Raw genomic sequence first — 25,136 nt, 5'->3', positions numbered from 1 at the left:
CGGGTAGCCGGTTAGATGGCTAGGCGCCCAATGCTGCCGAGACGACCTCACGTGCTTCGGCTTGAACCTGAGCCAGATGTTCTTCGCCCTTAAAGGACTCTGCGTAGATCTTGTAGACCGCTTCTGTGCCGGATGGGCGAGCGGCAAACCAGGCATTTTCCGTCGTTACTTTTAAGCCCCCAATGGTCGCGCCATTACCCGGAGCAGCGACGAGACGCGCGGTGATTGCTTCACCGGCAAGCTCGGTTGCGGCAACGTCACTCGGGGATAGCGCCTTCAGCTTTGCCTTTTGCTCATTATTTGCCGGTGCGTCGATACGAGCATAGGCAGATTCGCCGTAGGTTTGCGTCAGTTGCCGATGTAAAACCGAGGGGGACATCCCCGTCACCGCCAAAATCTCAGAAGCTAGCAGATCCATGACGATGCCGTCTTTATCAGTTGTCCACACAGTGCCGTCTTTACGTAAGAAAGACGCACCGGCGGATTCTTCGCCGCCGAATCCAATCTCCCCAGAGATCAGCCCAGGAACAAACCATTTGAATCCGACGGGAACTTCCACGAGTTTCTTACCCATACCGTTCACGACTCGGTCAATCAGGGAAGAAGAGACGAGGGTTTTCCCGACGCCGACCGTCGGCAACCACTGGGGGCGATGAGAGAACAGATAGTTAATTGCTACTGCGAGATAGTGGTTAGGGTTCATTAATCCGGCGTCTGGGGTCACGATGCCATGCCGGTCAGAATCTGCGTCATTACCTGTGGCAATATCAAAAGACGTGCCAGATCCGGGCTTCATCCGCTCCAGTAAAGATGCCATCGCATATGGAGAAGAACAATCCATTCGGATCTTTCCATCCCAATCGAGCGTCATAAAACGCCAGGTTGGATCGACGTCCGGATTGACAACAGTCAGATCTAATCCGTATCGTTCCCCGATTGCGCCCCAATATTCCACACATGCACCACCCATTGGATCGGCCCCGATGCGCACTCCGGCGGTGCGGATTGCGTCGAAATCAATCATGGTGGCGAGATCGTCAACGTAGGCGCTGAGGTAATCATGCCCGCGAGTCGTTTGCGCGTTGCGGGCCTGCTCGTAAGGAATCCGTTTAACGGATTTCCACCCCTGACGGAGAATCTCGTTTGCTCGGGCAGCAATGACAGAGGTTGCGTCAGTATCTGCCGGACCGCCGTGCGGGGGGTTGTACTTGAATCCGCCATCTCGCGGTGGGTTATGTGATGGCGTGATGACGATACCGTCTGCCAAACCTGGGCCGTGGGTGCGAACTCCGGCAGCGGTATTTGCGCCATTTGCTGTCAAAATTGCTAAGGAAACGGCCGGAGTGGGCGTCCAGGAGTTGCGTGCGTCGATTCGGACCTCAACCCCGTGAGCGGCAAGCACTTCAAGAGCTGTGCGTTCAGCCGGTTCCGATAGGGCGTGGGTATCTCGCCCGATATACAGTGGGCCATCAATGCCTTGCGAGGCGCGATATTCCACAATTGCCTGCGTCGTTGCGGCAATGTGTGCCTCGTTAAATGCGCCATCTAGAGACGAGCCGCGGTGACCCGATGTACCGAAAACAACTGCCTGATCGGGATTATCAGGATCAGGTTCAATATCGTAGTAGGCGCTGATGAGCGCATCGACATCAATGAGATCTTCTTCTTGGGCAAGGCTGCCAGCACGTTCGTTCATAGAATCATGTTCTCATTTTTCCCCGCGACGCTCCATGTCTTTACACAAGGTCGGGCAGATAGTTACAGGTTGCGTAATGAAAAAGCAGTGAAAGCTGGTGAAAAGCAGACGAAAGGGCAGGCGCTCTTTGGCAGGGGAGCTGGAGAGAACACTGGTTAATAGGTGAAGGCGGTGTGATAACCGAACTTTTGGTAACTGCCGGTATGTTGATGTACTGCGCATCAACGCTTTAGATAGAGCCAACCTACATACGATTCGTGGCTGTAGCCAGCAAGGAAAATGCACGTATTTAGAGCATATTTTAGGGATCGTTGTGCCTTTGGTGCTCGTAGAATGGCCGCCCGTCATGACGTGCAAACATCAGAATATTCATAAAACGCAGAACGCACAGGCAGGGCAGGGTAAGGATGGTGGAACGCTGCGGCTCGAGGGGCATAACGGCAGGCGATAATCCACCAGCTTTTATCGCTGGGTCATATCCTTGACCCTTGCCCACCCTGCCCATCTTGCGGGCGGCAACTTAAATCATGTTCTTCTTTTGGGCAACTTGCAGAGCGATCCAGCCCAGCGGCACGCGCCCCCAGAACGTCAAAAGACGATAAAGGATTGCCGTGGAAAAGGCGATAGAATAAGGAATTCCAGCAATTGCCAGACCGCCTGTTAAGGCTGCTTCAACCGGACCAATACCGCCGGGCGAGGGCACAATAGAGCCGACTGAGTTAGAGATAAGATACGTGATTGCTAAGGTAATCAACGGTAATTGATACCCAAATGCCTGTAAGGACAACCCGAAACACCCGATGAAGCATACAGACATGAATATGGAACCGGCGGCGCCCAACGCTAGCCGCCCAGGGTGGGTAAACAGCCAAACAAATCGTGGCCATACCTGCTGTAAAGTCGGCTGAATCTTCTTCATAATCCACTGGCGAAGTGGGCGTATTCCCGCCACGACGATAACGAGTACGGCAACGATTGCCAGCGTAATGAGGATAGTTGAGGAGGGTAATGACAGATTTCCAAGATCGCCCGTTAACAGCGAGAGAATAATAAGCAGGGCGACAGTGACGATAAACTGTGCAACTTGAACGACGGATACGGTTGCCACTGCTGGAGTTGTGCCCACTCCCCGCTTTTGCAGGAATCGCAGGTTGAGTGCGGCGGGTCCGATACCGGCTGGCGCAACGAGGGTAACAACGGAGGCGGCCACTTGCACCACAGTGGTTTGGATAAGCGGTAGCGGTTCTTGAGTGAAGTATTTTAACGTCATAGCCGCACCGACGTATGTGCCAAGACCAGCAACGAAGGCCGCGAGCATCCACAGCGGGTTAGCCGCTTGTAGCGTATCGCGCAGATCGTCAAAGTTCAGCGAGCCGAGCAGGATGAAAATTGCGACGACGCCAATCGTGACGGTGATAATCGTCTTGATGGAGAAGCGTTTGTAATCCACATTCAGCACATCGGAGGAATCCGGGATCACCGTCGTCAGAGCAGATCGTAACGTGGCGAGCTGACGTTGTGGTTTCAAGGCTTCGCGGGTGCTCCGCGGCAATATCGTATTTTGTAAGAAAGGCGCTACAGATGCGGCCATCTCATCGGATAGTGAGCGTTGCATGGAAGCGATAGCGCGTTCTACGCCGACACATCCCGCAAGCATTGCTACTGTCTGGGCAAGATCGACCTGGCGGGAGGTAGCTGAGGAGATAACCGAGCCATTGAACCAGGTCGTCACGTGTAAGCCCGTGGGCGTGACCTTGATATATGACGCATCCATATTTCCGTGTGAGATACCGGCGCTGTGTGCCCGCCCGATCTCTTGCCATAATGCGTCCAGAGCGTCGTCGCTGATGGTTGCCGGATCCGTGGTGCTGAGCAGGGGATCGCGGGTTGCTTTTTCGGCGACGAGTATAGAGGGGCCCATCTGGGCAAGAGAGTGAAAGAGTGGCTCACTAATGCCGATTTGTTCCGCTCGCAACGCGGATAGCGCCATTTGTTCAGCGGTGGCTTCCAAGGTGTGCCGAGTTTGGCGGATTGTTTGCTTTAGCGTCAGCCGTGCCCATAAATCGTCAATAAAAGAGAGAATCTGACGGTCGTTGTCTAACATTTTCACGTGGTAGACGTGGCCGGTGACATCTCGGACGAGATAGTTTCGCGAGACGAGGTGGGATTGGGTAGCCGGATACGTCTTGCGTGCGTCATAGTAGGTGGCCATCGGGTCAATATCAGCCCGTTCCAGGCGACCAACCTGCGGAAATATTTCATGTTCTAAGAGCGCGGCCGGAGCAATGGCGGGTGTCGATTTATTTGAATCATTCGCCATGAGCTTGTGGAGCTGAGATAGCGCAGAAAAGGTGGAGTATCCCAGGGGTGCAGGGCTGGATACCGTCCATGCTTGCAGTTCGGCGTCATCGCTGAGATCGTCGGTGCGAATGACTTCGGTGGCGTCAATTCCGGCGCGGCGAATCAGCGCGATGAGGTCGGTTTTCATAACGCGGGCGGGAGAGCCGCCGATGGCGTAACGGGCGAGCAGCCCACAGCAGATACCAATAAGGATGGTAATGGTTGCGGCTGGCAGGGTTTGATTGCGTTGCAACACAGCAAAGAATGACACGAGAATGAGGAGCCACCAACCCCAGCGGGTGATCTTTGAGGCGCGGGAGGTGACGGAGACAATGAGGAGGGCGCTGACCAGCGAAACATACGGGACGAGCACGATATGTGACTGCTGTTCAATGGCATTAGAGAGTTGGTCGGCAAACGTGGATTGGGGCCACCACTTATCTATAACGATTAAGACGAGGTTCGCTACCGCAATAGCTAGTGCACCACCAATTGCTGCGGTTAGTAGTGTGCGCCACCGGCGTCGGAACAGCATTTCGCCAATCAGGATGATGGGCAAGACAAAGGATAGTAAGCCCTCCAGTGCGTTGATTGGCAAAGCCACAATAGTGTCGAAAATGGTGCCCGTTACTCGTTGAAAATCCAAAGCGACGGCGATGGACGTAGATTGCGCATACGCCGCAAAAAGGCCCATCAAGACTGCCAGAATAAGAGTCAGGATAGCGCCAAAGAGATCGGCTGGGTTGCGCGTCCATCGGGGAGCACTATCGACGAGGGTGACAGAAGATGACCTGGGGATAGCCTCAGGATGATCTGATTCGAGCACGGAAGTCAGTGCGACTTCAGGTGGGAAATCGCTGGGTTTCGCGTTGCTGTCATGTTCTTCGTGGGTGCTCACAACACTGATCCTACCTATCGAGCGTGCTTTTCAGCTAAAACCTTGGGACTACCTGGCGTTTATGCGGCGTAGTAGCAAATTCCACGCAGAGCGGGGCAAGGAGGGTGCGCGAGCAGAGACTAAATGACCGCAGTATGTAGCATTTGGGAATATCTCGGCGTGACCGTAGCCAGCTACAGCCCGCTATCCGCATTACCAATACCCAATATGGATAGCCGCCGAGCGCCTCGGCGTTCTCGTCAGCTAAAACGTTATATCGAGCGCAAGCGTAACGAATTGAGAACCACGATAATAGATGACGACGCCATCGCGAGGGCTGCCAACCCTGGCAAAATAATTCCGGCTGCGGCAGTAGGGATTGCGATGAGGTTGTAGCCGAAAGCCCACAAAAGATTTTCCCGGATGATGCGCAGGGTCGCTCGGGAAATCCGCAGAGATTCTGGGAGGGTGCGAATATCGGAATTGACGATCGTAATATCGGCCGCAGCTTTGGCCACGTCAGCCCCAGAACCCATTGCGATAGATAAATCAGCGGCGGCGAGTGCGGCGGCATCATTTACGCCATCGCCAATCATGGCAACCCGCAGGCCGGCACGTTGTAGCTCGTCAACAATACGGACCTTATCGCTCGGTAGTACTCCGGCGTGAACATTCTCGATTCCCACTTTGGCGGCGACAGCCTGAGCGCTGGCTGGATTGTCACCAGTAACCAGGTATGGGCGCAAACCAGCGGATGCCAGATGGGTGATCGTCTCATTGGCATGATCGCGCACAGTATCGCGGATGAAGAATACTGCCCGAAGGTGGGTATCGACAGCCATTGCCACAATGCTTGCCCCGATAGCGCGCTCGTGTACCTGGGCAGTATCAGCAGAATTCACATCAACACCCTGGCTGGCCAGCCATTCTAACCGACCAATGAGGACGGACGCCCCCTGCGCAAGGCGGGCACTTATGCCGTGACCAGCATGGTTGCGAAATTCGTTTACTGGTTGCACGTTGATGTGCTGTGCTTGGGTGTGCTCAACGATTGCGCGGGCGAGTGGATGTTCCGAATGGGCTTCGCAGCCAGCGGCAATAGCTAGAAGCTGGGTGTGATTGAGTGGCGCTGAAAGATCAGACGCGAGTGTATGTGCCGAATCTATCTGAGAAAGCGGCTGATCCTGCGAGGGTGATTCCGGGAAGAACATGACATCATCAACGCGCATCTGGCCGGTAGTGAGAGTACCCGTTTTATCAAAGACGATAGTGTCGAGATGATGTGCCGCTTCCAGGACCTCTGGGCCCCGAATAAGCACTCCGAGGCGGGATAGCCGCCCAGAGCCGACGAGTAAAGCCGTTGGAGTGGCCAGCCCTAATGCGCACGGGCACGCCACCACTAAAACGGTAATCGCACTAGCCACAGCAGCTTGGGCGGAGTTATGCATGAGGATGAGCCGGATTGCAAAGGTGATTGCGGCGATGAGAAGAACGCCGGGAACAAAAACTGCGGAAATGCGATCAGCGATGCGTTGAACTGGAGCTTTTCCGGTCTGTGCTTGTGTGAGTAGCCGGCCCATTTGTGCCAAGGTTGTTTCCTCGCCAACCCGAGTTGCCTGAACGTCAAGGGAGCCGTGGGTGTTCATGGTCGCTCCGATGACTGAGGAGCCAGGAGCAACGTTAATGGGCAGTGATTCGCCCGTCACCAGGGAAGCATCGACGGCGGATTCACCTGAGACGACCACCCCGTCGGTTGCAATACTCTGCCCAGGCAATACTCGGAAAATATCGCCGACGCGCAGGTCGCGAGTGGAGATTGTGGTGTTAGCTGTTGTGCCGTCGGCGCGAGTGAGGAGATAAACCTCGGCAACGCCAAGGCGCAGTAGCGCTCGCAAGGCATCGCCGGCGTGGCGGCGGGATCGCGCTTCTAGCCAGCGGCCAATGAGTAAGAACGTGATAATCATTGCCGCGGATTCGAAGTATAGGTGAGGGTGATGATCCTCAGTGATACCGTGGATACCACTCATCCGCATGGTGTATCCCAGGTGGCGCGCATGGGTGGTGGCGAGCGTCCATAACGACCATCCCATTGCTGTGATAACGCCAAGGCTGACGAGCGTATCCATGGTTGATGATCCGTGCCGTGCAGCTTGGAAAGCAGCCCGATGGAAAGGCCATCCGCCCCATATTGCAACGGGCAGTGAGGCCAGTGCGACGGCATATTGCCATCCGGTAAATTGCAGGGCAGGAATCATGGATAACGCGATAATGGGGACGCTTATCGCTGCACAGACGCGGAAACGCCGCCATAAATCGTGGACTCGGGCGCGGGCGGCGGCTTCCATAAGCGCTTCAATATCGCCCTCATTCGCTTGGGTTTGCTGTTGGCTGCCGTCGGCACATAACTCAGTGCGTTGGATGATAGAGGCGTCATAACCTGCGCGTTTAACGATAGCGACGAGATCGTCATTGCTTAAATCTCCGCTGGGACCGCGCAGTTCGACGTGAGCACGCTCGGTGGCGAGATTGACGACGGCAGCGATCCCGTCAACCTTATTTAATTTCTTTTCCACGCGGGCTACGCAGGAGGCACACGTCATGCCACGGACGGCCATATCGACGCGCGCAGTGATGGGTTCGTGCGAGGTGGTATTTGCTGAGGAATCCACGGGATAAGCACCCTTCTAGCGAGGACACCCGACAAAGCGGGGAGAAAGGATTACAAGAACGAGAGCAGGCCTGATAGTGAAGAAATGCCGGATCGGCAAAGGCGCAGTGAGCCGGCATATCCAGCGCAGAAAGAGTAACAGAACCTAGATAATCACCAAAGAAGTACGAGTTCTAAGTATCTGTATCTGGAAATCCAAAGGCGAACCCAGCGAAACCTAAGTGCAGATTTTACCGAGAACTACGCCTGACGGATCGCCTGCACCGGGTAATCGCCAGCTTCATCAATAGCTTGAGTGATGACCTCGTCGGTGAGCGGGGCGTCGGCATCAATAGTGATCTGCGATAGGCCAGCCGGCTCTAATGCGACGCTGACGTTTTGCACACCGGCACATGCAGATAGTTCTTCGGTGACGTGGCTGACGCAGTGCTGGCAGGTCATTCCCGTGACGTCAACGGTGTAACGGAACATAGCATCCTCAATTCTGATTCTCGTATGCGATTTTCATCTGGGAATCCCGCGCCTATCGGCGTATTCCATCCCGCGCAAAAATCAAAAGTGCGCATTGCGCGACGTGCGGGCGGCAATATAAACGGGCGGTAAAATGCCTTTTTATCAGCCTGTTTGTGTGCGGAAATCCGATGTGAGCACTTCTCAATCTAGCTGCCACATCGGCATTACACTAAGCGGTTTCGTTATGAGCGAGAATCATCCGCGGCGCCGCGCACGAATCCGAATAATCACCCACACGGCAAGGGCTAATATCACGGCGATAACAACGATTTTGACGAGAATATCGACGTACTGATTAACGACGTTCCACTTTTCTCCCAGCAGATAGCCGGCGCAAATAAGGACGCTATTCCATACCAGCGAACCGAGTGCGGTGTAAACGGTGAACAACACCATGTTCATTTTGATGACGCCGGCAGGTAGAGAAATGAGGGATCGGAAGATCGGAAGCATCCGACCAAAGAAAACTGTGGACTGATTATGCTTGTGAAACCAGGCTTCAGTGGCGTCAACATCGGAAATCTTAACCAGGGGCAGGCGCTGGAAGATAGCGCGCGTGCGCTCGCGGCCAAACCAACGTCCTAGCCCATAGAGAATCCATGCGCCCAAGAGCGATCCGAACGTCGCCCAGATGATTGCTCCGGCGAGCGAATAGGTAGTGCCTAAAGAGGCGGTAAATCCAGCCAGTGGCAAGATGATTTCTGACGGGAGCGGCGGAAAGACGTTTTCTAAGGCGATCATCAATGCCACTCCGATACCGCCGAGAGCCTCGACGGTATCGACAGCCCAGCCAGTTATACCGCCGATTTCGGCACTGCTTTGCGCAGCGCTAAGAAGTAAAGTCATCGTTTCTGCCTTGCCCAGGAAAGGGGCGGCTGGGCTCGCGAATGCGCGCCACATGCCGGCCGTATTACACCGCAGAGGTCTATTCTACGAGGTGCGCTGCGCAGCCGGTATAACTGGCTGGGGTGAGATCCATCAAGCGCCGAGTTGTTTCCTCTGGGAGGTCGAGATCGGCAATAAATTGGCGCAAAGTGGCGGCGTCAATCTGTTGGCCGCGAGTCAGCTCCTTGAGTTTTTCATACGGGTTGGTTACAGCACTGCGACCGTGAATACTGGCCACGCGCAATACCTGTTGAATTGGCTCTGCGAGGACTTCCCAGGCGTTATCAAGATCGGCTTTCAGAGCGGGCAGATTAACGTCTATTTGTGCTAGCCCGCGCGCCAAATTCTGGAAAGCCACCAGGGAGTATCCGAAAGCCACCCCGATATTGCGCAGTACGGAAGAATCGGATAAATCGCGCTGCATTCGTGAGGTGCTTAGTGAGGCAGCTAGCTGCTCATATACCGCACAAGCTAGTTCGCAGTTTGCCTCGGCATTTTCAAAACGGATCGGATTGACCTTATGCGGCATAGTCGAAGAGCCAACCGCGCTGGCAGATTCCGTTCGCATAGAGAAATATCCAAGAGAGATGTACGTCCACATATCGGTGGCAAGATTATGGGCAATCCGCGCGGTGTGGACCATATCAGCGTACAAGTCAATCATCCAGTCATGCGGTTCGATCTGGGTGGTCAACGCGGTGTAATCGAGCCCCCGTTCAGTGACGAAATCGCGAGCGATTCGCGGCCAATCCACCTCCGGGCAAGCAATGCTGTGTGCGCCAAAGGTTCCCGTCGCCCCATTAAACTTTCCGGCATATTGCGCCTGTTCAATGCGGTGCAACTGACGTTCCATTCGGCTAGCAAAGACGGCGAGCTCTTTCCCGACGGTAGTAGGAGTGGCGGCTTGCCCGTGGGTACGCGCCAACATGGCGACCTGTGCCCATTGATGTGCCGCTTCGCGCAATTTCTCCGTCACTTTCCGGGCCGCTGGCAGCCAAGACTGGCGCGTAGCGCGCTGGACACACAGGGCATAGGCGAGATTATTGACGTCTTCCGAGGTGGCAAATAAGTGAACCAGCTCCCGCAAAGCCGGCAGGCAAGTATCGGGCAGATATTCGGCGGCGGCATCCAGGTGATCTTTAATGAGATATTCGACGGCTTTGACGTCATGAACAGTCTGCTGTTCGTATTGGGCCATCCGCTCAATAGCGGCAGTATCAAAGTTATCGACGAGAGAACGCAAATAGGTCTGTTCTGCCTGGCTCAACGTCGGTAAACCATCAATAATGTGGCGATCACACAGAAAGATCATCCATTCGATTTCTATTTCAATTCGCGCCCGATTTAGCGCAGGTTCTGAGAAGTACGCAGTCAGTTCGGCGGTGAAATGGCGATAACGACCGTCAAGCGGACTGATCGGGGCGTCAAATGTTGAGTGATGAGCAGAGTGAGCCATGTGGTCATTGTGTCATATTCCAAGAGACGACGGCCGCTTGCCAATGATTGTGGACGCGCCGGCAACAGAACTATTCCTCACGGTGAGGACGCAGAGGAACGCCGTCACGGACTAAAGGCTGATTGCAGGTGAAAATTTATTATTGACGCAATAGCCGCCCCGTCTGGCAAGCTACCGGATAACCGGCGATAACCAGAAGTAACCGAATATGCGTCGGAGAAAATCCCATGCTGCCTAAAACCGACGATATAGGGCGATAGCGAGGTAAACTATTGCGCGTATTAGCGACTTATCAGCTATCAGTACGTATTACACGTATGCGCGGGCAACAGCAACCGTCTCTCGACCATAACTACCACCAAAAAGCGCCGCATGAACAATAAGCATATGTAACTGATGCAGGCCAATACGCTCTTGCCAACCAGAAGCTAACGGCGAGACAGCCTGGTATCCGGCATATATCTCATGGATAAACGGGGCGCCGAAAACGTGCAGTTGTGCAAGATCAGATTCGCCATGCCCACCATGACAAGCCGGATCAATCAACACCCCGACGCAGGGCTCATCACACGTACCAAAGGATAGACCATGCGGGTCTACGGGAGGATCTATAGGATACGTAGTGGAATTCCCCTGCTCGCTGACAGTCGGTACTTCCTCATATTGCTGAGCATTACTAGATAGTGGGGCAGAGATAGGCGACGAACAATGAAACGTCGGTGAAGCGTCAGAGCGAACGTAGCGAGCATCTGAATGAGTCCACAAAATATTGCCGGACCATAAATCTCCATGAATAAGGGCGGCTTGTGTACGAACGGCCTGCGGTTGCGGCGCATCAAATACGCCATCGCGTAAGCGCTCTGCCACCCGCTCTATACAACGCACATCCGCCGCCGATATTGACCCATTAGCCCGAGCCTCAGGCAGATACGGGAGCAAGCGATCTGCGGCGTAGAACTCGCCAAAACGACGAGAGGGAGAATCGGCAGCAACGAGCCCAAGGGCGGCCTGCCCCATGTTCCCCGTCGCTCCCCACGATTCGATATATCCTGCTGGGGCTTGCCCATATACCCGCTGACCTGAAGGGCAATACGCATGGGTGAGCGCAAGCTCCTGACCAAAAAGGTACGCGGCACGAGCGGTCGGATATTGGGTGGGCAGATGGGCAGTGGAAATGCTGTGCGCACCATAACCAGTGATCTGCACGCACGGCGCTCCCCCGTGCCGGGCAGCCTGCGATAACTCGCGCAAACCAGCACGTTCAAAAGCAATTGCTGCTGCTGATCCAGATTTTGTATGGTTCGCCAAGAAAAACCCCGATCCTGAAGATATATACCCGTTCTGAAGCTATACACCCGCTGTAGCTATGACGGATTAATGCTCCCAACGGGACGGGCGAACGATCAGACCAATAACGAAATTAAAGAATCCGACGAACACCCCGCCAACGATGGCCCATCCCAAGCCATCAACCGTCAACCCCATATCAAAGACGGAAGTAATCCAGGAGGTCAACATCAACATCCCCGCGTTGACGATTAAGAAGAACAACCCCAAAGTGAAGAAATAAAACGGCAAAGACAGGAACTTCACGACCGGGCGGATGAACTGATTAACCAGGGCGAGCACCACGCCAGCGATCAGGAAGTACACAATCCGTCCACCGTCATGACCCAGTGCCCCGGAAATATAGTCACTATTACCGTGCGCCTGCAGCCGTATGCCAGAAACCAGAAGAGTGGTGAGCCACAAGGCAACCGCGTTAATTGCTGAGGTGATAAGAAACTTCATGCCTCGATCATACGCCGAGGGTATGGCAGTGTTCGGGCTGTGGGCAAGGGGTGCGCTAGTGGCAAAATCGGAGGACAATAACGCCATGAGCCATTCATTTTTACGCCCAGATCTTAGCTCCCTACCCGCATACGTGGCAGGTCAGCCGGCGCTTGATCCTGCGGTGATTAAAGTTGCCTCAAACGAAATGCCTTTTCCGACGCTTCCGGCGGTGGCAGCAGCAATTACCCAGCGAATTGGCATGTTGAATCGCTACCCGGATATGGCTAACGAGGTGCTGCGCTCAGCGATTGCGGCGCACCACGAGGTGTCAATAGAGTGCGTGGTCGTGGGCAATGGGTCAACAGCCCTGATTGAAGACGTACTGACGGCCCTATGCGTGCCAGGCGATGAGGTCGTTATCCCGTGGCGCTCCTTTGAGGCCTATCCGATTGCGATCCAGGTGGCCGGTGCGCAGGCCGTGCGAGTGCCTTTACGAGATGGTGGCCGTTTAGATTTACCACGTATGGCTGAGGCGATTACCGATCGCACCCGAGCCGTGTTAGTTTGCACCCCCAATAACCCGACGTCAACCGCCCTGACGCACAGCGAGTTAGCGGAATTCGTGCGCCTTGTTCCTGAGCATATTCCGGTGATTATCGACGAGGCCTATGGTGATTTCCTGAGAATGGATGATCCGGTTCGCGGTATCGAGCTGGCATGCAATGCGCCAAACGTGCTGAGTTTACGGACTTTTTCTAAGGCATACGCGCTAGCAGGAATTCGAGTCGGGTATGCCGTCGGAGCGCACGAACTCATCCGAGCGCTACATCTGGTGGGTACGCCCTTTGGGGTCAATATGCTTGCTCAAAGCGCGGCGGTGGCAGCACTCCAACAGCGCGAAGAAGTAATGCGACGCTGTGAGGTGATATGTTCTGAACGCGATAAGCTCGTAGCCGCCTTGCGGGCCTTAGGATGGAAAGGTCCGGCGCCGCAGGGTAACTTCCTCTGGTTTGCCACAGGTGAAGAAACTGCTCGCTTTGAGCGGCTGTGCCGTGCGGAAGGAATTATTGTTCGTGCCTTCAGTGATGAGGGAGTACGAGTGACGGTCGCTGAGCCTGAGGCATCCTTGCGGTTAGTGCGGGCATACAAGGCATTCCGCGCCAGCAATGCGGAGGAAAATCGGTGACTCAGATAGCTGCGGCGATCAAATAACGCTATGCACTCGCGTCAGGCAATCTCACAGAAATAACAGCAGTGGCATACGGAAAAATTAGTGGTCGTGACGCTGCGACGTATGAAAGAGCTAATGCGGTTGCTCCGGTGGAAAAATAACGTGGCATAACGTCAGCCAAAGTGGCAATGAGCTGTGGGAATCGCCGCCGTCTACCTGGTGTAACGTCGCGTCGCGAAAAACTGAAAACCTAGCGCGAAGAAACCCGGAATTAGTACGAATAGAGCAACAAATCAAGTGCGAGGCACAGGCTGATAACAACCTCCCCGATACCGATAATGCGCGGCGCTACCCAGCGGTACCTTTTCCCATACCAGGGCACAAAAAATGCGCGAAACACAATGACGCTCCAGAGCCCCACCTGCCACCAACTCGCCCAGCCACGCAAAGCGCAGAGGCAAACCCCCGCCCAGCCCAGCAGATGAAAAACGACGGACGCGCGAAGCCACCCCGAGTGGGAACGCTTGCGAATATTGGTTTTGACGTACAAGACCGTGCCGAGGAAATACCAGAGGTATATGAGCGTCATCAGCCAAATCCCAGACCATCCCAGTATGTGCTCGCAAGGGCAAGCGCTAGGAATATTACCTGGCTCGACCGAATCCCTGATGAATGCTAACCCCCACCAGCTCCCACTTCCTTTCGTTGCAAGATCGTAGGCAACAGGCAGCGTCAAACATGCGGCAATAACCGTAACGGTATTATTCGTCATGGAACGATCAGCCCGACGGTAAGAACACCACGCGGTGATAAGGATAAGTGGCAGATATATAGGTGCCCAGCGGAAAAGATAGGGCTCAAGGAAGAGTAACATTCCACCTAGCGGAAGGCTGATCCCTAGGTAGGTGAACATGGCGGGTCGATACCTCGCCTTGCCTCGCGAACGCAGCCATTGCCCGGTGGCAAAGAATGCGAAATATCCCAACCACCAGGTGCTTAACAGGAGAAGATGGGGCCAGCGCCAGCCGCCGAGTACGACGCCGGAAAGAATGGGCAATGTGACCATCGCCCACGCGCCGTGATAATTCGGCAGCCAACCGCGTGAAGCCAAGGTAGACATAAAAATGAGTTAAAACAGACGTTCCGCCGAACGCTTCAGCTCAAATCCGTGACCAGTTTTTTCTTCCCAGCACGTTACCGAGCTTTCCTCTAAGGTGCAGGCAAATCCGTTGCTGGCGACGGCAGTCTTATACGGGTAGACCTGCGCCTGGTTGATGTGATGATCGCAGCCAGCGTAGGTATGACCGTCAGCTTTAACCCCGTATGTTGCCGCGATTCCCTCGCACTGACCCGGAGAGGGGTAATCGTAGACGTGGATGGTGCATTCCACGTTATCGGCGTTGATTTGGCACATAATATTTTGCGCTGGGGTGGTGAACAGCGTTGCCGGAAGAGCGCCCGCAGGGGCAGGACGTGCCGGTGCTGCTGGTTCTGGGGCGGCGCTGGGGGCAGCAGCGCTGGAATCATCCGATGCGACCGGGGATTGCTCCGGGGTGGGCTTATCGGTGGCCGTTGTCGTCTGCTCTGATTCTGCCTCGTGTTGAGGAAGCTCTCCGAGTTCTTTGCCGTGGTTGACCATCAGATAGAAGAAGATGGCGATAAGAACGATAAAGAGAGTGGCCGCGCCAGAAAGAAGAAAATATAGCGGCCCCCGTGAGGAGCTTGGTCGCGGGCGCGGGGGAGTGTTGAACGCCCCGTTCGGAAGCCACTGGTCACTCATCTCGATCCTTATCGTTATTCAGAGAATCTATGAAAGGTTCACCAAATGGAGAAACTTCACTGTGCCTCTCTATCCTAGGGGAGGAGTTTTCGCTTTGTCTCCCATTGCAGGTGGATATATTCATTTCAACGATTCTCTAAACTGGGAACAGTATCGCGTGAAAGTATGTGCAAGGATAGCGGAACAAGCAGTGCGCATACCCGATAATTACCCGAGGTGAGCGGAGACGCGATGGGCTAGCACGAGGAAAACAGGGAGGGCAGATGGGCAGCGCCGCGAGCGGTCAGATTTCTGACGAGGAACTTTGCCATGTTCATGAGCTGTTAGGTCGGGTGCGGGCGATTCTTGGCGGTCATCTCGTTGGGCAGCACAGATTATCGCAAGCCCTGCTGACGTGCCTTATTTCCCGTGGTCATGTGCTCCTAGAATCTGTGCCAGGATTGGCAAAGACGACGGCGGCGACCACCTTAGCCCAGGCAATATCTGGCAGCTTTGCGCGGATTCAATGCACTCCCGATCTGATGCCCTCAGATATCGTCGGCACGCAGATTTATTCGTATGAGACAGGCAAATTCAGCACCCAGTTAGGCCCAGTACACGCCAATATGGTGTTGCTTGACGAAATTAATCGTTCGTCAGCAAAGACTCAATCGGCAATGCTGGAGGCTATGCAGGAACGGCAAACCTCCATTGGTGGAACGATTTATCGTCTTCCAGAGCCGTTCATGGTGATAGCTACCCAAAATCCGATTGACGAAGAAGGCACATACATATTGCCGGAAGCTCAGATGGATCGGTTTTTGCTCAAAGTTGTGATTGGTTATCCAGAGCCGACGGAGGAGCTGGAGATTCTCAGCCGCTTTGCTCAGGGGCACTTTGCTGCTCCTGCCGGCATTGAGCCGATTACCCCGAGCGATGTGATGGTTATGCAGGAAGTTGCCCGACGGGTATATGTCGATGAGTCCATCAAGAAATACATTGTGGATATTGTCAATACGACCCGTGGGCGTGGGCCGCGGCCGGTTCCAGATCTTTCTCGGCACGTGCGGCTCGGCTCCTCACCGCGAGGTGGCTTGGCGTTATTGCAGGTAGCCCAGGCGCTTGCCGTGCAAGCTGGGCGTGAGTACGTCATCCCAGATGATGTGCTGCAGTTGCGCTATGACGTTTTGCGCCATCGTTTTGTGCGCACTTACGAGGCACTGGCGAATGATGTGTCGGTGGAGTCTATTATCGACGCGGTTTTTCACGCTGTTCCGATCCCCTAAAGTGGTCAAACAAGACGCCCCGTGCGGCATAATGCGAAGCGAACGCAGGTGAGGATACAACGATGAGATCGAATGTGACGCGGATGGCTTTGGTGCGGGCGCGCCTATCGCTTCCGGTCATCCGTCGGGCATCGGGGGTATTGGAAGGTCGCCATACCTCGGTACTCACCGGCCACGGTCACGATTTCAAAGACCTGGTTGAATACAGTTTTGGTGACGATGTAAGCGATATTGATTGGAAAAGCTCGGCGCGAGCTGGCATGCCAATTATTCGTCGTTTTGAACGCGAATCTGAAACTATTATGCAGATTGTCGTCGATACTGGGCGTCAGATGTGTGCAGATGCTCCCGATGGTTCACGAAAAGCAGATATTGCCTTATGTGTGGCGGATTTGTTGGGGTATCTTGCAATTCAGCGCGGCGATCGGCTGGCTGTTATGGCGGGCGATAATCGAGGCTATCTGCGTATTCCGGCGCGGCACGGCAATTCACATCTGGATTACGCCTTAGATTCTGTGCGGGCACAGATGGCAAATAGCGCTGAGGAGATGGGCAGTGCCGGAGAAAGTGCGTGCGCGGTACTTTTTAATGAGCTGATTCGCTTGCCACAGCCGCGTTCCTTAGTGGTCGCGATAACGGATGAGTATTTTCCTGCGGTAGCTAATCAGTTCGATATTGCTGCTATTCGGCGGATTCGTACCCGCCACGAACTGATCGTGGTGCAGGTTGCCGATATGCTTCTCACTCAGCCGAGTATTGCGCACATGCACGATGTTGACCACGATTTCTCCGTTCCGGCTTTCTTGCGAGCCGATCGGGTGCTCCATGAGGATCTGGTACGTGATCAGCGCCAGCGGGAAGCCTATACGCGGGTGGTGTTGCGATCTTTCGGGGTGCGTTCGGTGCGGGTTGACGCGATGGATCACGTCGTGCCGGCTTTGTTTGAACTGTTGCGAGGTCGCCATGCCAGGTGATCGTCTCATTGCCCCGCCATCAGCGCCGGTGTTGTGGGTAATTGTGCTGGTGGTATCGCTGATCTTGATGTGTGTATGCCTGTGGTGGGCGGTCTTTTCGTATCGTCGCGGATCGCGCCCGCGCCCGCGCAGCGTCGTCCTTTCTGCAGTTGCTCGTACTCAGCGAGAGAGATGGATCCGCCAGATTCGTGAAATCGTTGATGGCTACGATCCGGCTGATCCGCAAGGGCGTCAGATTCATTTGGAATTAGCGGCTGCATTGCGTCGCATGATGTCCGAACGCAGTAGCGTCTCAGTTGAATCCTGGTCGGTTGCGGCATTGAGCCAAGTCCCAGATTTTGTTGCGGCGGCTGAGGTCATTGCGCAGTGGGAGAAACCGTCCTTTGCTGCTTCGGCTATTGCAGATGTATGGGCTGCGCGGGATAAGGCGATTGAGGTGGTCCGCGCATGGTGAATCCGATAGTCGCCATCGTATTAGGGTGCCTCTTAGCGGCGGCAGCGCTGTTGGGCTGGGTGCGCCGGACGCCCACAGCCACCTCACGTGAGGGTGCATGGGTCGCGCATACTGCTACCGCGCAGCGGCACCCACGTTTTCGCGCGCGGCTGCTGATTTGGCGGATTGCTTTGTTGGCGATGGTGGGATGTGCTGTGGTGATGGGGGCGAGCGCGGCGATCCTGGCTGGTCGCCCAGTTCGTTTTGATACGGCCAGTAGCCCCTTGGCCACGCGGGACATCGTCTTGTGTCTAGATGTTTCAGAATCAATGGCGGATGTGGATTCGCAGTTGTTAGATCGGTTCGCACAGATAGCAGAGAAATTTCAAGGGGAACGTGTGGCCCTGTCGATTTTTAATTCGGATTCTTTGCTGGTGTTCCCGCTGACTGACGACTATGAGGTTATTCAGGAAAGATTGACGTATCTTTCTCAGGTATTGCATAGCCCGCATGATCTTCAGGCAGACGAGTTGCATTTGCTTGAGGGAACTTGGGTGGGGAGCAATATGTTTGGCTCTTCACTTATCGGTGACGGTTTGGCCTCATGTGTTTTCAGTTTTGATGCGCTGGAAGAGGCGCGTTCACGTTCCATTATTTTGGCAACGGATAATGAGCTTTCTGGGGCTCCGATTTATCCGTTCAATCAGGCGGTTGACCTGGCAAAACAGCATCATATTAACCTCTACGGGATTGCGGCTGGCAGTAAGGATTCTCCCGATGTGCAGGCAATGGAGAGAGGTTTGACAGCCGCAGGGATGCATTTTTATCCGGCGGCGACGTCATCTGCGGCGGCGAATATTGTCGATGAGATCCAGCGTCAAGAAGCGGTTGATCTGGATGCGATGTCGCAAACTGTGGAGATTGACCAGGTGGGCCCACTGCCCGCTATTGTGCTAGCGGCACTGGCGGTCTTTCTTGTGATGGCGGGGAGGTTCCGGATATGACCTGGATGTGGAGCGTTCCGCCAGTTGTTGTTTTTACTGTGCTAATCCTTGGCGGCGCAATAGGTATTGTGGCGTTAATTCGTCGGACCCAACCGATTATGTGGATACGACGCATAGCCTTGCTGGTGTTAGCGAGTCTTATGGCGGCAACTCCGGCAATCGTGGTCGGAGCTAATCATATTGTTTCGGATCTGGCCATCATTTTTGTGGTGGACGGGACTGGCTCTATGGCAGCGGAAGATTACGACGGGAATCACCCACGGTTAGTGGGGGTACGCGAGGATATGACGCGAATTGTTGAAGATCTGCCGGCGGCGCATTATGCCATTGTGGAGTTTGCTGCGTCGGCGTCTGTCCAGTTACCGCTGACTCGTGATCGAAATGCGGTGCGTTCGTGGGCAGCCGTCTTTGATCGGGAATTTTCCAGCTATTCTCGGGGCTCGAACCTTAATTTGCCGGTGGACGTGGTGGCGCATCTACTGGATCGAGGTCCTAGTACGCATCAGTATCGTCCGGTTGTGATTGTGATGTCCGACGGGGAGACGCAGACCAGGGCGACTACGGGGGCGTCAGATCACACGGAAGCTAGTGCGACTGAGCCGGATTATCGTTTACTTGCCGGAAAAATCGAAGGTGCTTTTGTTCTCGGCTATGGCACGGAATCTGGCGGGAAGATGAAGCTGAATGAGACGTGGGCTGACGCGCAAGATTATGTAGAGTTCCCGGCAGGTACTCCAGCTATTTCCCGTATTGATGAGGGGAATTTGCGGCTTATTGCCAGCCAGCTTGGGGGAACGTATATTCATCGGAGCACTCCGGCGGGGATCAGCGAGGTAACCGAGGCGCTATCGAGGTTTTCTTACGAGACACAGGAAAGCACCTCGGAGCTATCTGCCGCAGTTATCTGGCCTATTGCCGCAATTTTTACTGTGTTAATGGCCTGGGAGCTGGTTTCCTTGATGCCGCGGCTGCGCGCTAGCGGTATGGGGCGTTCTTCTGGGGTGAAGCGGGGGCGGCACAGATGAAAGTGCATCAGGTATTGTCGCTTGTGCTGGCGGTGCTTTGTGCATGTGTCAGCGTCTTTTGTGCTCTCGTGGTGTATGGCATGAACATGGGGGAGCATTACTATCGCAGTGGGCGGGATTCGGATTCGGCGCAGGCGTACCGAGTTGCGGCAATGGTTTTTCCGGATCGTTATGCCCGATGGGATGTGTTGTTCGGCTATGGGACGGCACAGTTACGGGCCGGTGCGATAGAGCCTGGTGTTGAGACGTTGCGCCATGCATTAGCAGTTGCACCGACGCAGGACGCGCAAGCCGATCACCTTTCGGAAGATACGCAGGATACTTCGCAGATACCTGCGCAGTGTCAGGTGCGGATAAATCTCAGTATTGGTTTGGAGATGTTGGGTGATGACCAGCGTGCGGCTGGCCGATTAGACCAGGCTATCTCCACCTATCGCGAAGCCTCTGTTATGGTGGAAAAGTGCAGCTCGGCACACGGTCAGGCGCAGGAGCAACGCGATTCTGCGCATCGTAAGCAGCAGCAAACGGAGGATGAGAAGCGGCAACGCGATGCGGGGCGCTCGTCGGTTAATGTCGAAAATCCGTCAGGGCATTCGCAGAATCCGACGAATGGATCACCTCAGCAGGCACGCCCGAATCCATTGGAGAATATGACGGATGAACAGTTGCGCCAGCAAGAGTTGCAGCGGCGCACGCAAGAGGCGTTGCGCGCACATCGACAGCGAGTAAACAGCGATTTTAACCAGCGTACAACCGGAGATATTGAGGTGAACTGGTGATTTTCTCGGTAATAAACGGCGTAGATTCTGATGCGTGTGAGGAGCGGGTGGTTGGCTCGCAGCCGGCGATCATTGTTCCGTTGACGGCAACGACTCCGCAGACTTTGTTGCAGGCGGCGCAGGAGGCTGAGCAGGCTGGCGCGGATGTGGTGGAGTTTCGGGCGGATTACATGATTGGCGCCCATCCTGAGACAACTTTTTCCGCAATGGGTCGAGAGCTGTTGCGGGATCTGTTTGAGACGATTGAGATTCCGGTGTTATTTACTGTGCGCACTGGACCGGAGGGCGGCGAGGTTGATCTGTCGGAGTTCCGCTATCGGGTTATGCTTGCCACCGTGCTTGATCTGATGATGCAAGAAGAATTACCGGCTGATCGCATCGGAATTGATTTGGAGTTTCATTCTGCGGCAACGCCAGATTTGGCTGCTCGGGCACATTCCTTGGGTTTTACTCCGGTGATTTCACATCACGAATGGGGAGAGACTCCAGATGATGAGGTTATGCACGTCTTGTATGACGATATGTTGGCCATTGATAATGCGGTGGTGAAGCTTGCGGTGATGGCTCATTCGCCGGAGGATACTCAGCGGTTGTTGGAGGTTACACGCCAGGTGGCGGCGGCTTCGGGGCGTCCATTAATTGGCATCGCTATGGGTGAAGCTGGGGTTCGCTCTCGGGTGGAAGGGTGGCAGTATGGCTCAGTGGCAACTTTTGCTGCTATTGATAAACAGACGGCTCCCGGCCAATTACATATTGCGCAGTTGCGGCAATCTTTGGGTCGGGTATAACTCAAGGGGTCATTCATCACGATGGCGTATCAGGCTAATGAGGAGCGGAGCGTTGCAGTGGGCGAGATGAAGTTAGTTGAGCTGACGGAGGCGCAGTTCGAAGAGTTTGCCCAGCATTATGGGCGGCGGTTTCAGACGCAGACGATTCCGTATGTGCGGGCGCGTCGGGCATGTGGGGCGCACGTTGATGTTGTGGGTCTGGTTGATGCTTCTGGGCAGATTCGTGCGGCCAGTGTGGTGACGTACCGGCGTTGGCGGAAGTTCTTTCGGGGGGCGTCTTTGCCGTATGGTCCGCTTGCTCCGTGGAATGAGCCGGATGTTGTGCGGGAGTTTTTCCTCCAGTTACGCCAGTATTTGCGCCGCCAAGGCAATGTGTTGGAGTTGATTGTCAACCCGCTTATTGCGAAGTATCACTATGCAGATATTGAGCGCATTAGTGAGGAGGTCACGCCGGAGGCTCAGCATTTCCAGGCGGTGATGGATCAGTTGGGGGCGCAGCGAGAAACGGCTGAATATTACGATGATCCGGCTGTTCCTATCCGTTTTATCTATTCAAAAGATATTTCCGGGATGGATTATGAGGCGGCGGTGGCCTCTTTGGCGAAGGGTATTCGGCGTCGGTTCCGACGGGAAGGTCAGTACGGTATCGAGGTGCGTTTCTTAGATGCCGCGGCGTGGCCAATTTTTCAACAGCTACTGGGCGGGACGATTGAACGCACAGGAATGAGTGCATACACCGAGGATATGCATACGTTCTATCCGCAGCTTATGCGGGAGATGGGGCCGGAGTCATCAATGATTGCGGTGGCATTTTTGCGTCCTCAGGTGTATTTGGAGCAAATTGCGCAGTTGATGGATGAATTGGCGGCAAAGCGGGAGCAGATTATGGCTCGCCCGTCGAGTGCAAAGAATGAGCGCTTGTTGGGTGAGCTGGATAAGCAGTGGGATTCGTTGGTTGGCCAGCAGACTGAGGCGCAGGAGGTTTTGGCGGAGCATGGGGCCGAAATTCCGATTGCTTGTTCGGTGACGTTTATTGTTGATCGTGAAGTAATCCAGATGCTTGGTGCTATGGATAAGCGATTCTTTAAGTTCACTCGTGATTACCCTATTGAGCAGGCGATTTTGAAGTACTCCTGTGAGCGGGAGATGGATATTTATAATACGTTTGGCGTCTCGGGGATTTGGGATGATTCGGCTCCGGATGCGCCGGTGATTGCGTTTAAGAGATCTTTGCGTGGCTATGTCGAAGAGTTTGTGGGGACGTACTATCTGCCGGTTCGCCCGTTGATGTCGCGGATGGTTGGTGGCGCACATTAAATTATTGGGATGATGTTAATAGTTGCGGATGTGGTGGCGTGCCCTGGGGCGTAGCGCGGGGTTTGCTTTTGCTGTTGGTGCGCTGTGGCTATTGGGCGTGGTCATCGGTGGCTAGTTGCCTCGTGTATTGCTGGCTGTTTAGTGCTATGTGGTGTGCTGGTTGACAGGCGGTTTATACAGCGCTGCTGTTAGCTGGCTGTGCGTTTTGCGTGCGTTTTCGTGCCGGGTATTCTCGCGTTCTTGATACGCGGCGATTGGGCGGTGGCTGGTTTGAGGTTAAAGGCACTGCAAACTATGGTTCTATTTCGCGCGGGCTTATTGACGATGTTCAACTTCTGCTGCGCTCTTTAGGTTATCCGTCAGTCGTCTACGACAAGGTTAACAAGAAGTATGGTCGTAAGCGTTGGACATTGGCTTTGACTGCTTATGATTCTCACCGTTTTGCCAGTGCCAGGTATGCCGTGGATAAGAGTATGTATTGGTAATCTCATGGCACGGATTATGCCTTTCCGTTATTGCTTTTACTAAAAGATGTCGTATTAGATAACGAAAAGTAGCGTTAAGAAGGAGTGCTCTTTCATGGCAAGCGACGAGTTTGACATTATCTGCGTGGAATGTGACGGGAAAACAGCGGCGTGGACTCGTCATAGGGGCAATGGCAACGTGTCTTTCACTGGGGATAGAGAGATTGCTGAACCGGCAAAATATGCAGCTTTATGTGGTGATCTTGTGCCAGTGTTTGGCTATGCGATTGAGGCTAGTGAAAGCGATCCCATTGGTGCGTTAGCCGCCTTGTTTGCTTCCAATCCGGGGCGCACACAGTTTACGTCTACGAACATGGTGGAGGTTATGGGGTTTCTTGATGAGATAGCAGATGATGAGCCGTATGAATCTCCTTATGTTCTTGTTGACCCGGAGGACATGTAGAAGATTAGTTACATTGCTACTTTTATTTGATGAACAGTTGGTAGTAGGGGATTGTTGTATGCCGCTCTAAGTCAGATGCTGGTAGGCGTCGGTTCTTATTGGGTGTTCTTATTGGCGCGGTGGGTGAGCAGGTTTTAGTTGTGCCTGCTGGTTTTGGGCAGGGCTGTGTGTAGAGGCTGAGTTGCTATTTCGGCGTGCGGGTTATTCTCGCGTTCTCGATACGCGGCGATTGGGTGATGTTGGGTTTTGCGGCGGAATTCCTGATTTTTCGCCGTGTGACAAGGTTTTGTGGGTGCGTAGTAGACAAGTTGGCTGTCATCCAGTACGCTCTGATAAAGGTTAGGCTAACCTAATTAAGAAAGATAGATTTTTCTTTTTACGACGAGAGGTTGCGGCTCCCCGCAGCTCACGAAAGGAAAAGCATGTCGCGTCACACACCTGCCGCACTCTGCGCAATAGTCACCCTCGCCCTCGGGGCGCTCGTCGGGTGCTCTGGATCAGAAAACGAATCATCACAACAGCAGACCACCTCAAGCTCCTCACACAGCACGACAGGAGAAGTCGGATCAGGAGTTTCCGTCTACGCAACCACCGGATATTTGGCCGACGCAGTTGCCAATATCGCGCCAGGAGCAGAAGTCACCACAATGGTTGGACCCGGCGGTGACCCCCACACATATCAGCCCTCCACGCAAGACATTGAAAAAATCCACAACGCCGACCTCGTGTTCTGGAACGGGCTTCACCTCGAAGCAATGATGATCGACCAGCTCGAATCCCTCGGAGATAAACAGCTTGCCGTCGGCGATCAACTGCCCGAAAAGTACCTACTGCCGTGGCCAGAAACAGATTCACATGGAAAACCACTGCACGATCCACATATCTGGAACAACCCCGAAGGCTGGCAACTCGTGGTGAATATGGTTGCCGATAAATTTGCCGAATACGATCCCGATAACGCGCAGGCCTACCAGGACAACGCTAAAGCATACAACGCCAAAATCGATGCCCTGGCGAAATCCTCACAAGAAAAATTGGCAGCTATCCCTGCAGAAAAACGCATACTTATCACCGGGCATGACGCATTCAACTACTTCGGTAAGTATTTCAACCTAGAAGTACACGCGACGGACTTCGTCTCCTCAGAAGCCAAACTCGATCCGGCCGAATTATCCGCGCTCGCCGATACCATCGCCAAAGCGAAACTTCCGGTTATCTTCCAGGATAATCTCGCCAACCCGCAAGCAATTGCCTCGCTGAAAGAAGCCGTCGAATCGCGCGGCTGGAAAGTAGAGATCTCTAACGCGGAACTATACGCAGACTCCCTGGGGGAGGCAGCTCCGGTGAACACCTACCTCGGCGTGCTAGAACACAACGTCACAACAATCGCGCAAGCGCTCGCTACGAAATAGCGGGCAGGCGGCGCGAGTAAAATATGGTACTCGCGCCGCCCCGCCTGCACCCC

Annotated in this window: 23 protein-coding genes; 13 read left to right on the top strand and 10 right to left on the bottom strand. The window is 54.4% G+C overall.

The annotated features are described in order from the left end of the window. Positions 1-19: 19 nt before the first annotated feature. A complete protein-coding gene (gene pgm, locus ACLHIL_RS05245; protein WP_411296902.1) occupies positions 20-1,696 on the bottom strand; it encodes a phosphoglucomutase (alpha-D-glucose-1,6-bisphosphate-dependent) in 1,677 nt (558 codons plus the stop codon). Between the two features lie 6 nt (positions 1,697-1,702). On the opposite strand from pgm, the gene ACLHIL_RS05240 reads away from it, so the two are divergent. Beyond that, positions 1,703-1,855, top strand: a complete 153-nt coding sequence (locus tag ACLHIL_RS05240; RefSeq protein WP_411296901.1) for a hypothetical protein — start codon at positions 1,703-1,705, stop codon at positions 1,853-1,855. A gap of 361 nt (positions 1,856-2,216) precedes the next feature. Here the strand turns inward: ACLHIL_RS05240 and ACLHIL_RS05235 are convergent, their stop codons facing one another. From ACLHIL_RS05235 to ACLHIL_RS05205, 7 genes are all read right to left on the bottom strand, one after another. After that, entirely contained in the window at positions 2,217-4,934 is a 2,718-nt protein-coding gene (locus ACLHIL_RS05235; RefSeq protein ID WP_411296900.1) for a flippase-like domain-containing protein, read from the bottom strand. Between the two features lie 251 nt (positions 4,935-5,185). Then, positions 5,186-7,582, bottom strand: coding sequence for a heavy metal translocating P-type ATPase (locus tag ACLHIL_RS05230; protein WP_411296899.1), 2,397 nt, complete (start codon positions 7,580-7,582; stop codon positions 5,186-5,188). A gap of 239 nt (positions 7,583-7,821) precedes the next feature. Then, on the bottom strand, positions 7,822-8,052 hold the full coding sequence (locus ACLHIL_RS05225) for a heavy-metal-associated domain-containing protein (protein ID WP_411296898.1): 231 nt from the start codon (positions 8,050-8,052) through the stop codon (positions 7,822-7,824). A gap of 237 nt (positions 8,053-8,289) precedes the next feature. Then, complete coding sequence (locus tag ACLHIL_RS05220; RefSeq protein ID WP_411296897.1) at positions 8,290-8,940, bottom strand: DedA family protein; 651 nt, start codon at positions 8,938-8,940, stop codon at positions 8,290-8,292. A 79-nt stretch (positions 8,941-9,019) separates the two neighbouring features. After that, positions 9,020-10,435 carry an adenylosuccinate lyase gene (purB, locus tag ACLHIL_RS05215; protein WP_411296896.1) on the bottom strand — a complete coding sequence of 472 codons (1,416 nt, stop codon included), beginning with the start codon at positions 10,433-10,435 and terminating at the stop codon, positions 9,020-9,022. 309 nt (positions 10,436-10,744) lie between these two features. Continuing rightward, positions 10,745-11,743: a fructosamine kinase family protein gene (locus ACLHIL_RS05210; protein ID WP_411296895.1), complete on the bottom strand. Its 999-nt coding sequence runs from the start codon at positions 11,741-11,743 to the stop codon at positions 10,745-10,747. Positions 11,744-11,809: 66 nt separating this feature from the next. After that, positions 11,810-12,226, bottom strand: a complete 417-nt coding sequence (locus ACLHIL_RS05205) for a phage holin family protein (protein WP_411296894.1) — start codon at positions 12,224-12,226, stop codon at positions 11,810-11,812. Between the two features lie 85 nt (positions 12,227-12,311). On the opposite strand from ACLHIL_RS05205, the gene ACLHIL_RS05200 reads away from it, so the two are divergent. After that, positions 12,312-13,394 carry a histidinol-phosphate transaminase gene (locus ACLHIL_RS05200; RefSeq protein WP_411296893.1) on the top strand — a complete coding sequence of 361 codons (1,083 nt, stop codon included), beginning with the start codon at positions 12,312-12,314 and terminating at the stop codon, positions 13,392-13,394. A 256-nt stretch (positions 13,395-13,650) separates the two neighbouring features. Here ACLHIL_RS05200 and ACLHIL_RS05195 read toward each other — a convergent pair whose 3' ends face one another. Then, a complete protein-coding gene (locus tag ACLHIL_RS05195; protein ID WP_411296892.1) occupies positions 13,651-14,499 on the bottom strand; it encodes a YwiC-like family protein in 849 nt (282 codons plus the stop codon). A gap of 9 nt (positions 14,500-14,508) precedes the next feature. Next, the gene (locus ACLHIL_RS05190) at positions 14,509-15,159 is read right to left on the bottom strand and encodes a hypothetical protein (protein ID WP_411296891.1); all 651 of its coding nucleotides are present in this window, start codon (positions 15,157-15,159) and stop codon (positions 14,509-14,511) included. Between the two features lie 263 nt (positions 15,160-15,422). On the opposite strand from ACLHIL_RS05190, the gene ACLHIL_RS05185 reads away from it, so the two are divergent. The 11 genes from ACLHIL_RS05185 to ACLHIL_RS05135 all read left to right on the top strand — a co-directional run bounded on the left by ACLHIL_RS05185 (position 15,423) and on the right by ACLHIL_RS05135 (position 25,083). Next, a complete protein-coding gene (locus tag ACLHIL_RS05185; protein ID WP_411296890.1) occupies positions 15,423-16,424 on the top strand; it encodes an AAA family ATPase in 1,002 nt (333 codons plus the stop codon). A 62-nt stretch (positions 16,425-16,486) separates the two neighbouring features. Further along, on the top strand, positions 16,487-17,398 hold the full coding sequence (locus ACLHIL_RS05180; protein WP_411296889.1) for a DUF58 domain-containing protein: 912 nt from the start codon (positions 16,487-16,489) through the stop codon (positions 17,396-17,398). Beyond that, on the top strand, positions 17,388-17,852 hold the full coding sequence (locus ACLHIL_RS05175) for a hypothetical protein (RefSeq protein WP_411296888.1): 465 nt from the start codon (positions 17,388-17,390) through the stop codon (positions 17,850-17,852). The genes ACLHIL_RS05180 and ACLHIL_RS05175 overlap by 11 nt, the downstream gene beginning before the upstream one ends. Continuing rightward, complete coding sequence (locus ACLHIL_RS05170; protein WP_411296887.1) at positions 17,846-18,835, top strand: VWA domain-containing protein; 990 nt, start codon at positions 17,846-17,848, stop codon at positions 18,833-18,835. Before ACLHIL_RS05175 ends, ACLHIL_RS05170 begins: the two co-directional genes overlap by 7 nt. Further along, on the top strand, positions 18,832-19,860 hold the full coding sequence (locus ACLHIL_RS05165) for a vWA domain-containing protein (RefSeq protein WP_411296886.1): 1,029 nt from the start codon (positions 18,832-18,834) through the stop codon (positions 19,858-19,860). The genes ACLHIL_RS05170 and ACLHIL_RS05165 overlap by 4 nt, the downstream gene beginning before the upstream one ends. Beyond that, positions 19,857-20,639: a hypothetical protein gene (locus ACLHIL_RS05160; RefSeq protein ID WP_411296885.1), complete on the top strand. Its 783-nt coding sequence runs from the start codon at positions 19,857-19,859 to the stop codon at positions 20,637-20,639. The genes ACLHIL_RS05165 and ACLHIL_RS05160 overlap by 4 nt, the downstream gene beginning before the upstream one ends. After that, positions 20,636-21,427: a type I 3-dehydroquinate dehydratase gene (aroD, locus tag ACLHIL_RS05155; RefSeq protein WP_411296884.1), complete on the top strand. Its 792-nt coding sequence runs from the start codon at positions 20,636-20,638 to the stop codon at positions 21,425-21,427. The genes ACLHIL_RS05160 and aroD overlap by 4 nt, the downstream gene beginning before the upstream one ends. Before the next feature lie 66 nt (positions 21,428-21,493). Then, positions 21,494-22,744: a peptidoglycan bridge formation glycyltransferase FemA/FemB family protein gene (locus tag ACLHIL_RS05150; RefSeq protein WP_411296916.1), complete on the top strand. Its 1,251-nt coding sequence runs from the start codon at positions 21,494-21,496 to the stop codon at positions 22,742-22,744. Positions 22,745-22,953: 209 nt separating this feature from the next. Continuing rightward, positions 22,954-23,229 (top strand): LAGLIDADG family homing endonuclease, encoded by a 276-nt coding sequence (locus ACLHIL_RS05145; RefSeq protein ID WP_411296883.1) that lies wholly within the window; start codon positions 22,954-22,956, stop codon positions 23,227-23,229. Between the two features lie 94 nt (positions 23,230-23,323). Continuing rightward, complete coding sequence (locus ACLHIL_RS05140; RefSeq protein WP_411296882.1) at positions 23,324-23,671, top strand: hypothetical protein; 348 nt, start codon at positions 23,324-23,326, stop codon at positions 23,669-23,671. Between the two features lie 422 nt (positions 23,672-24,093). Continuing rightward, complete coding sequence (locus ACLHIL_RS05135; protein ID WP_411296881.1) at positions 24,094-25,083, top strand: metal ABC transporter substrate-binding protein; 990 nt, start codon at positions 24,094-24,096, stop codon at positions 25,081-25,083. Positions 25,084-25,136 lie beyond the last annotated feature (53 nt).

It is taken from the genome of Trueperella sp. LYQ143 (assembly GCF_046599595.1).
In the GTDB taxonomy this organism is placed as follows: Bacteria; Actinomycetota; Actinomycetes; order Actinomycetales; family Actinomycetaceae; genus Trueperella.
This window is presented reverse-complemented; position numbering and strand designations above follow the sequence as displayed.

Coding starts and splice junctions, on each gene's coding strand:
- ACLHIL_RS05165 (WP_411296886.1), top strand. CDS start 18,832: ATGACCTGGATGTGGAGCGTTCCGCCAGTTGTTGTTTTTACTGTGCTA.
- ACLHIL_RS05180 (WP_411296889.1), top strand. CDS start 16,487: ATGAGATCGAATGTGACGCGGATGGCTTTGGTGCGGGCGCGCCTATCG.
- ACLHIL_RS05225 (WP_411296898.1), bottom strand. CDS start 8,052: ATGTTCCGTTACACCGTTGACGTCACGGGAATGACCTGCCAGCACTGC.
- ACLHIL_RS05200 (WP_411296893.1), top strand. CDS start 12,312: ATGAGCCATTCATTTTTACGCCCAGATCTTAGCTCCCTACCCGCATAC.
- ACLHIL_RS05150 (WP_411296916.1), top strand. CDS start 21,494: ATGAAGTTAGTTGAGCTGACGGAGGCGCAGTTCGAAGAGTTTGCCCAG.
- ACLHIL_RS05195 (WP_411296892.1), bottom strand. CDS start 14,499: ATGTCTACCTTGGCTTCACGCGGTTGGCTGCCGAATTATCACGGCGCG.
- ACLHIL_RS05175 (WP_411296888.1), top strand. CDS start 17,388: ATGCCAGGTGATCGTCTCATTGCCCCGCCATCAGCGCCGGTGTTGTGG.
- ACLHIL_RS05140 (WP_411296882.1), top strand. CDS start 23,324: ATGGCAAGCGACGAGTTTGACATTATCTGCGTGGAATGTGACGGGAAA.
- ACLHIL_RS05220 (WP_411296897.1), bottom strand. CDS start 8,940: ATGACTTTACTTCTTAGCGCTGCGCAAAGCAGTGCCGAAATCGGCGGT.
- ACLHIL_RS05160 (WP_411296885.1), top strand. CDS start 19,857: ATGAAAGTGCATCAGGTATTGTCGCTTGTGCTGGCGGTGCTTTGTGCA.
- ACLHIL_RS05170 (WP_411296887.1), top strand. CDS start 17,846: ATGGTGAATCCGATAGTCGCCATCGTATTAGGGTGCCTCTTAGCGGCG.
- ACLHIL_RS05135 (WP_411296881.1), top strand. CDS start 24,094: ATGTCGCGTCACACACCTGCCGCACTCTGCGCAATAGTCACCCTCGCC.
- ACLHIL_RS05185 (WP_411296890.1), top strand. CDS start 15,423: ATGGGCAGCGCCGCGAGCGGTCAGATTTCTGACGAGGAACTTTGCCAT.
- ACLHIL_RS05205 (WP_411296894.1), bottom strand. CDS start 12,226: ATGAAGTTTCTTATCACCTCAGCAATTAACGCGGTTGCCTTGTGGCTC.
- purB (WP_411296896.1), bottom strand. CDS start 10,435: ATGGCTCACTCTGCTCATCACTCAACATTTGACGCCCCGATCAGTCCG.
- pgm (WP_411296902.1), bottom strand. CDS start 1,696: ATGAACGAACGTGCTGGCAGCCTTGCCCAAGAAGAAGATCTCATTGAT.
- ACLHIL_RS05190 (WP_411296891.1), bottom strand. CDS start 15,159: ATGAGTGACCAGTGGCTTCCGAACGGGGCGTTCAACACTCCCCCGCGC.
- ACLHIL_RS05240 (WP_411296901.1), top strand. CDS start 1,703: ATGTTCTCATTTTTCCCCGCGACGCTCCATGTCTTTACACAAGGTCGG.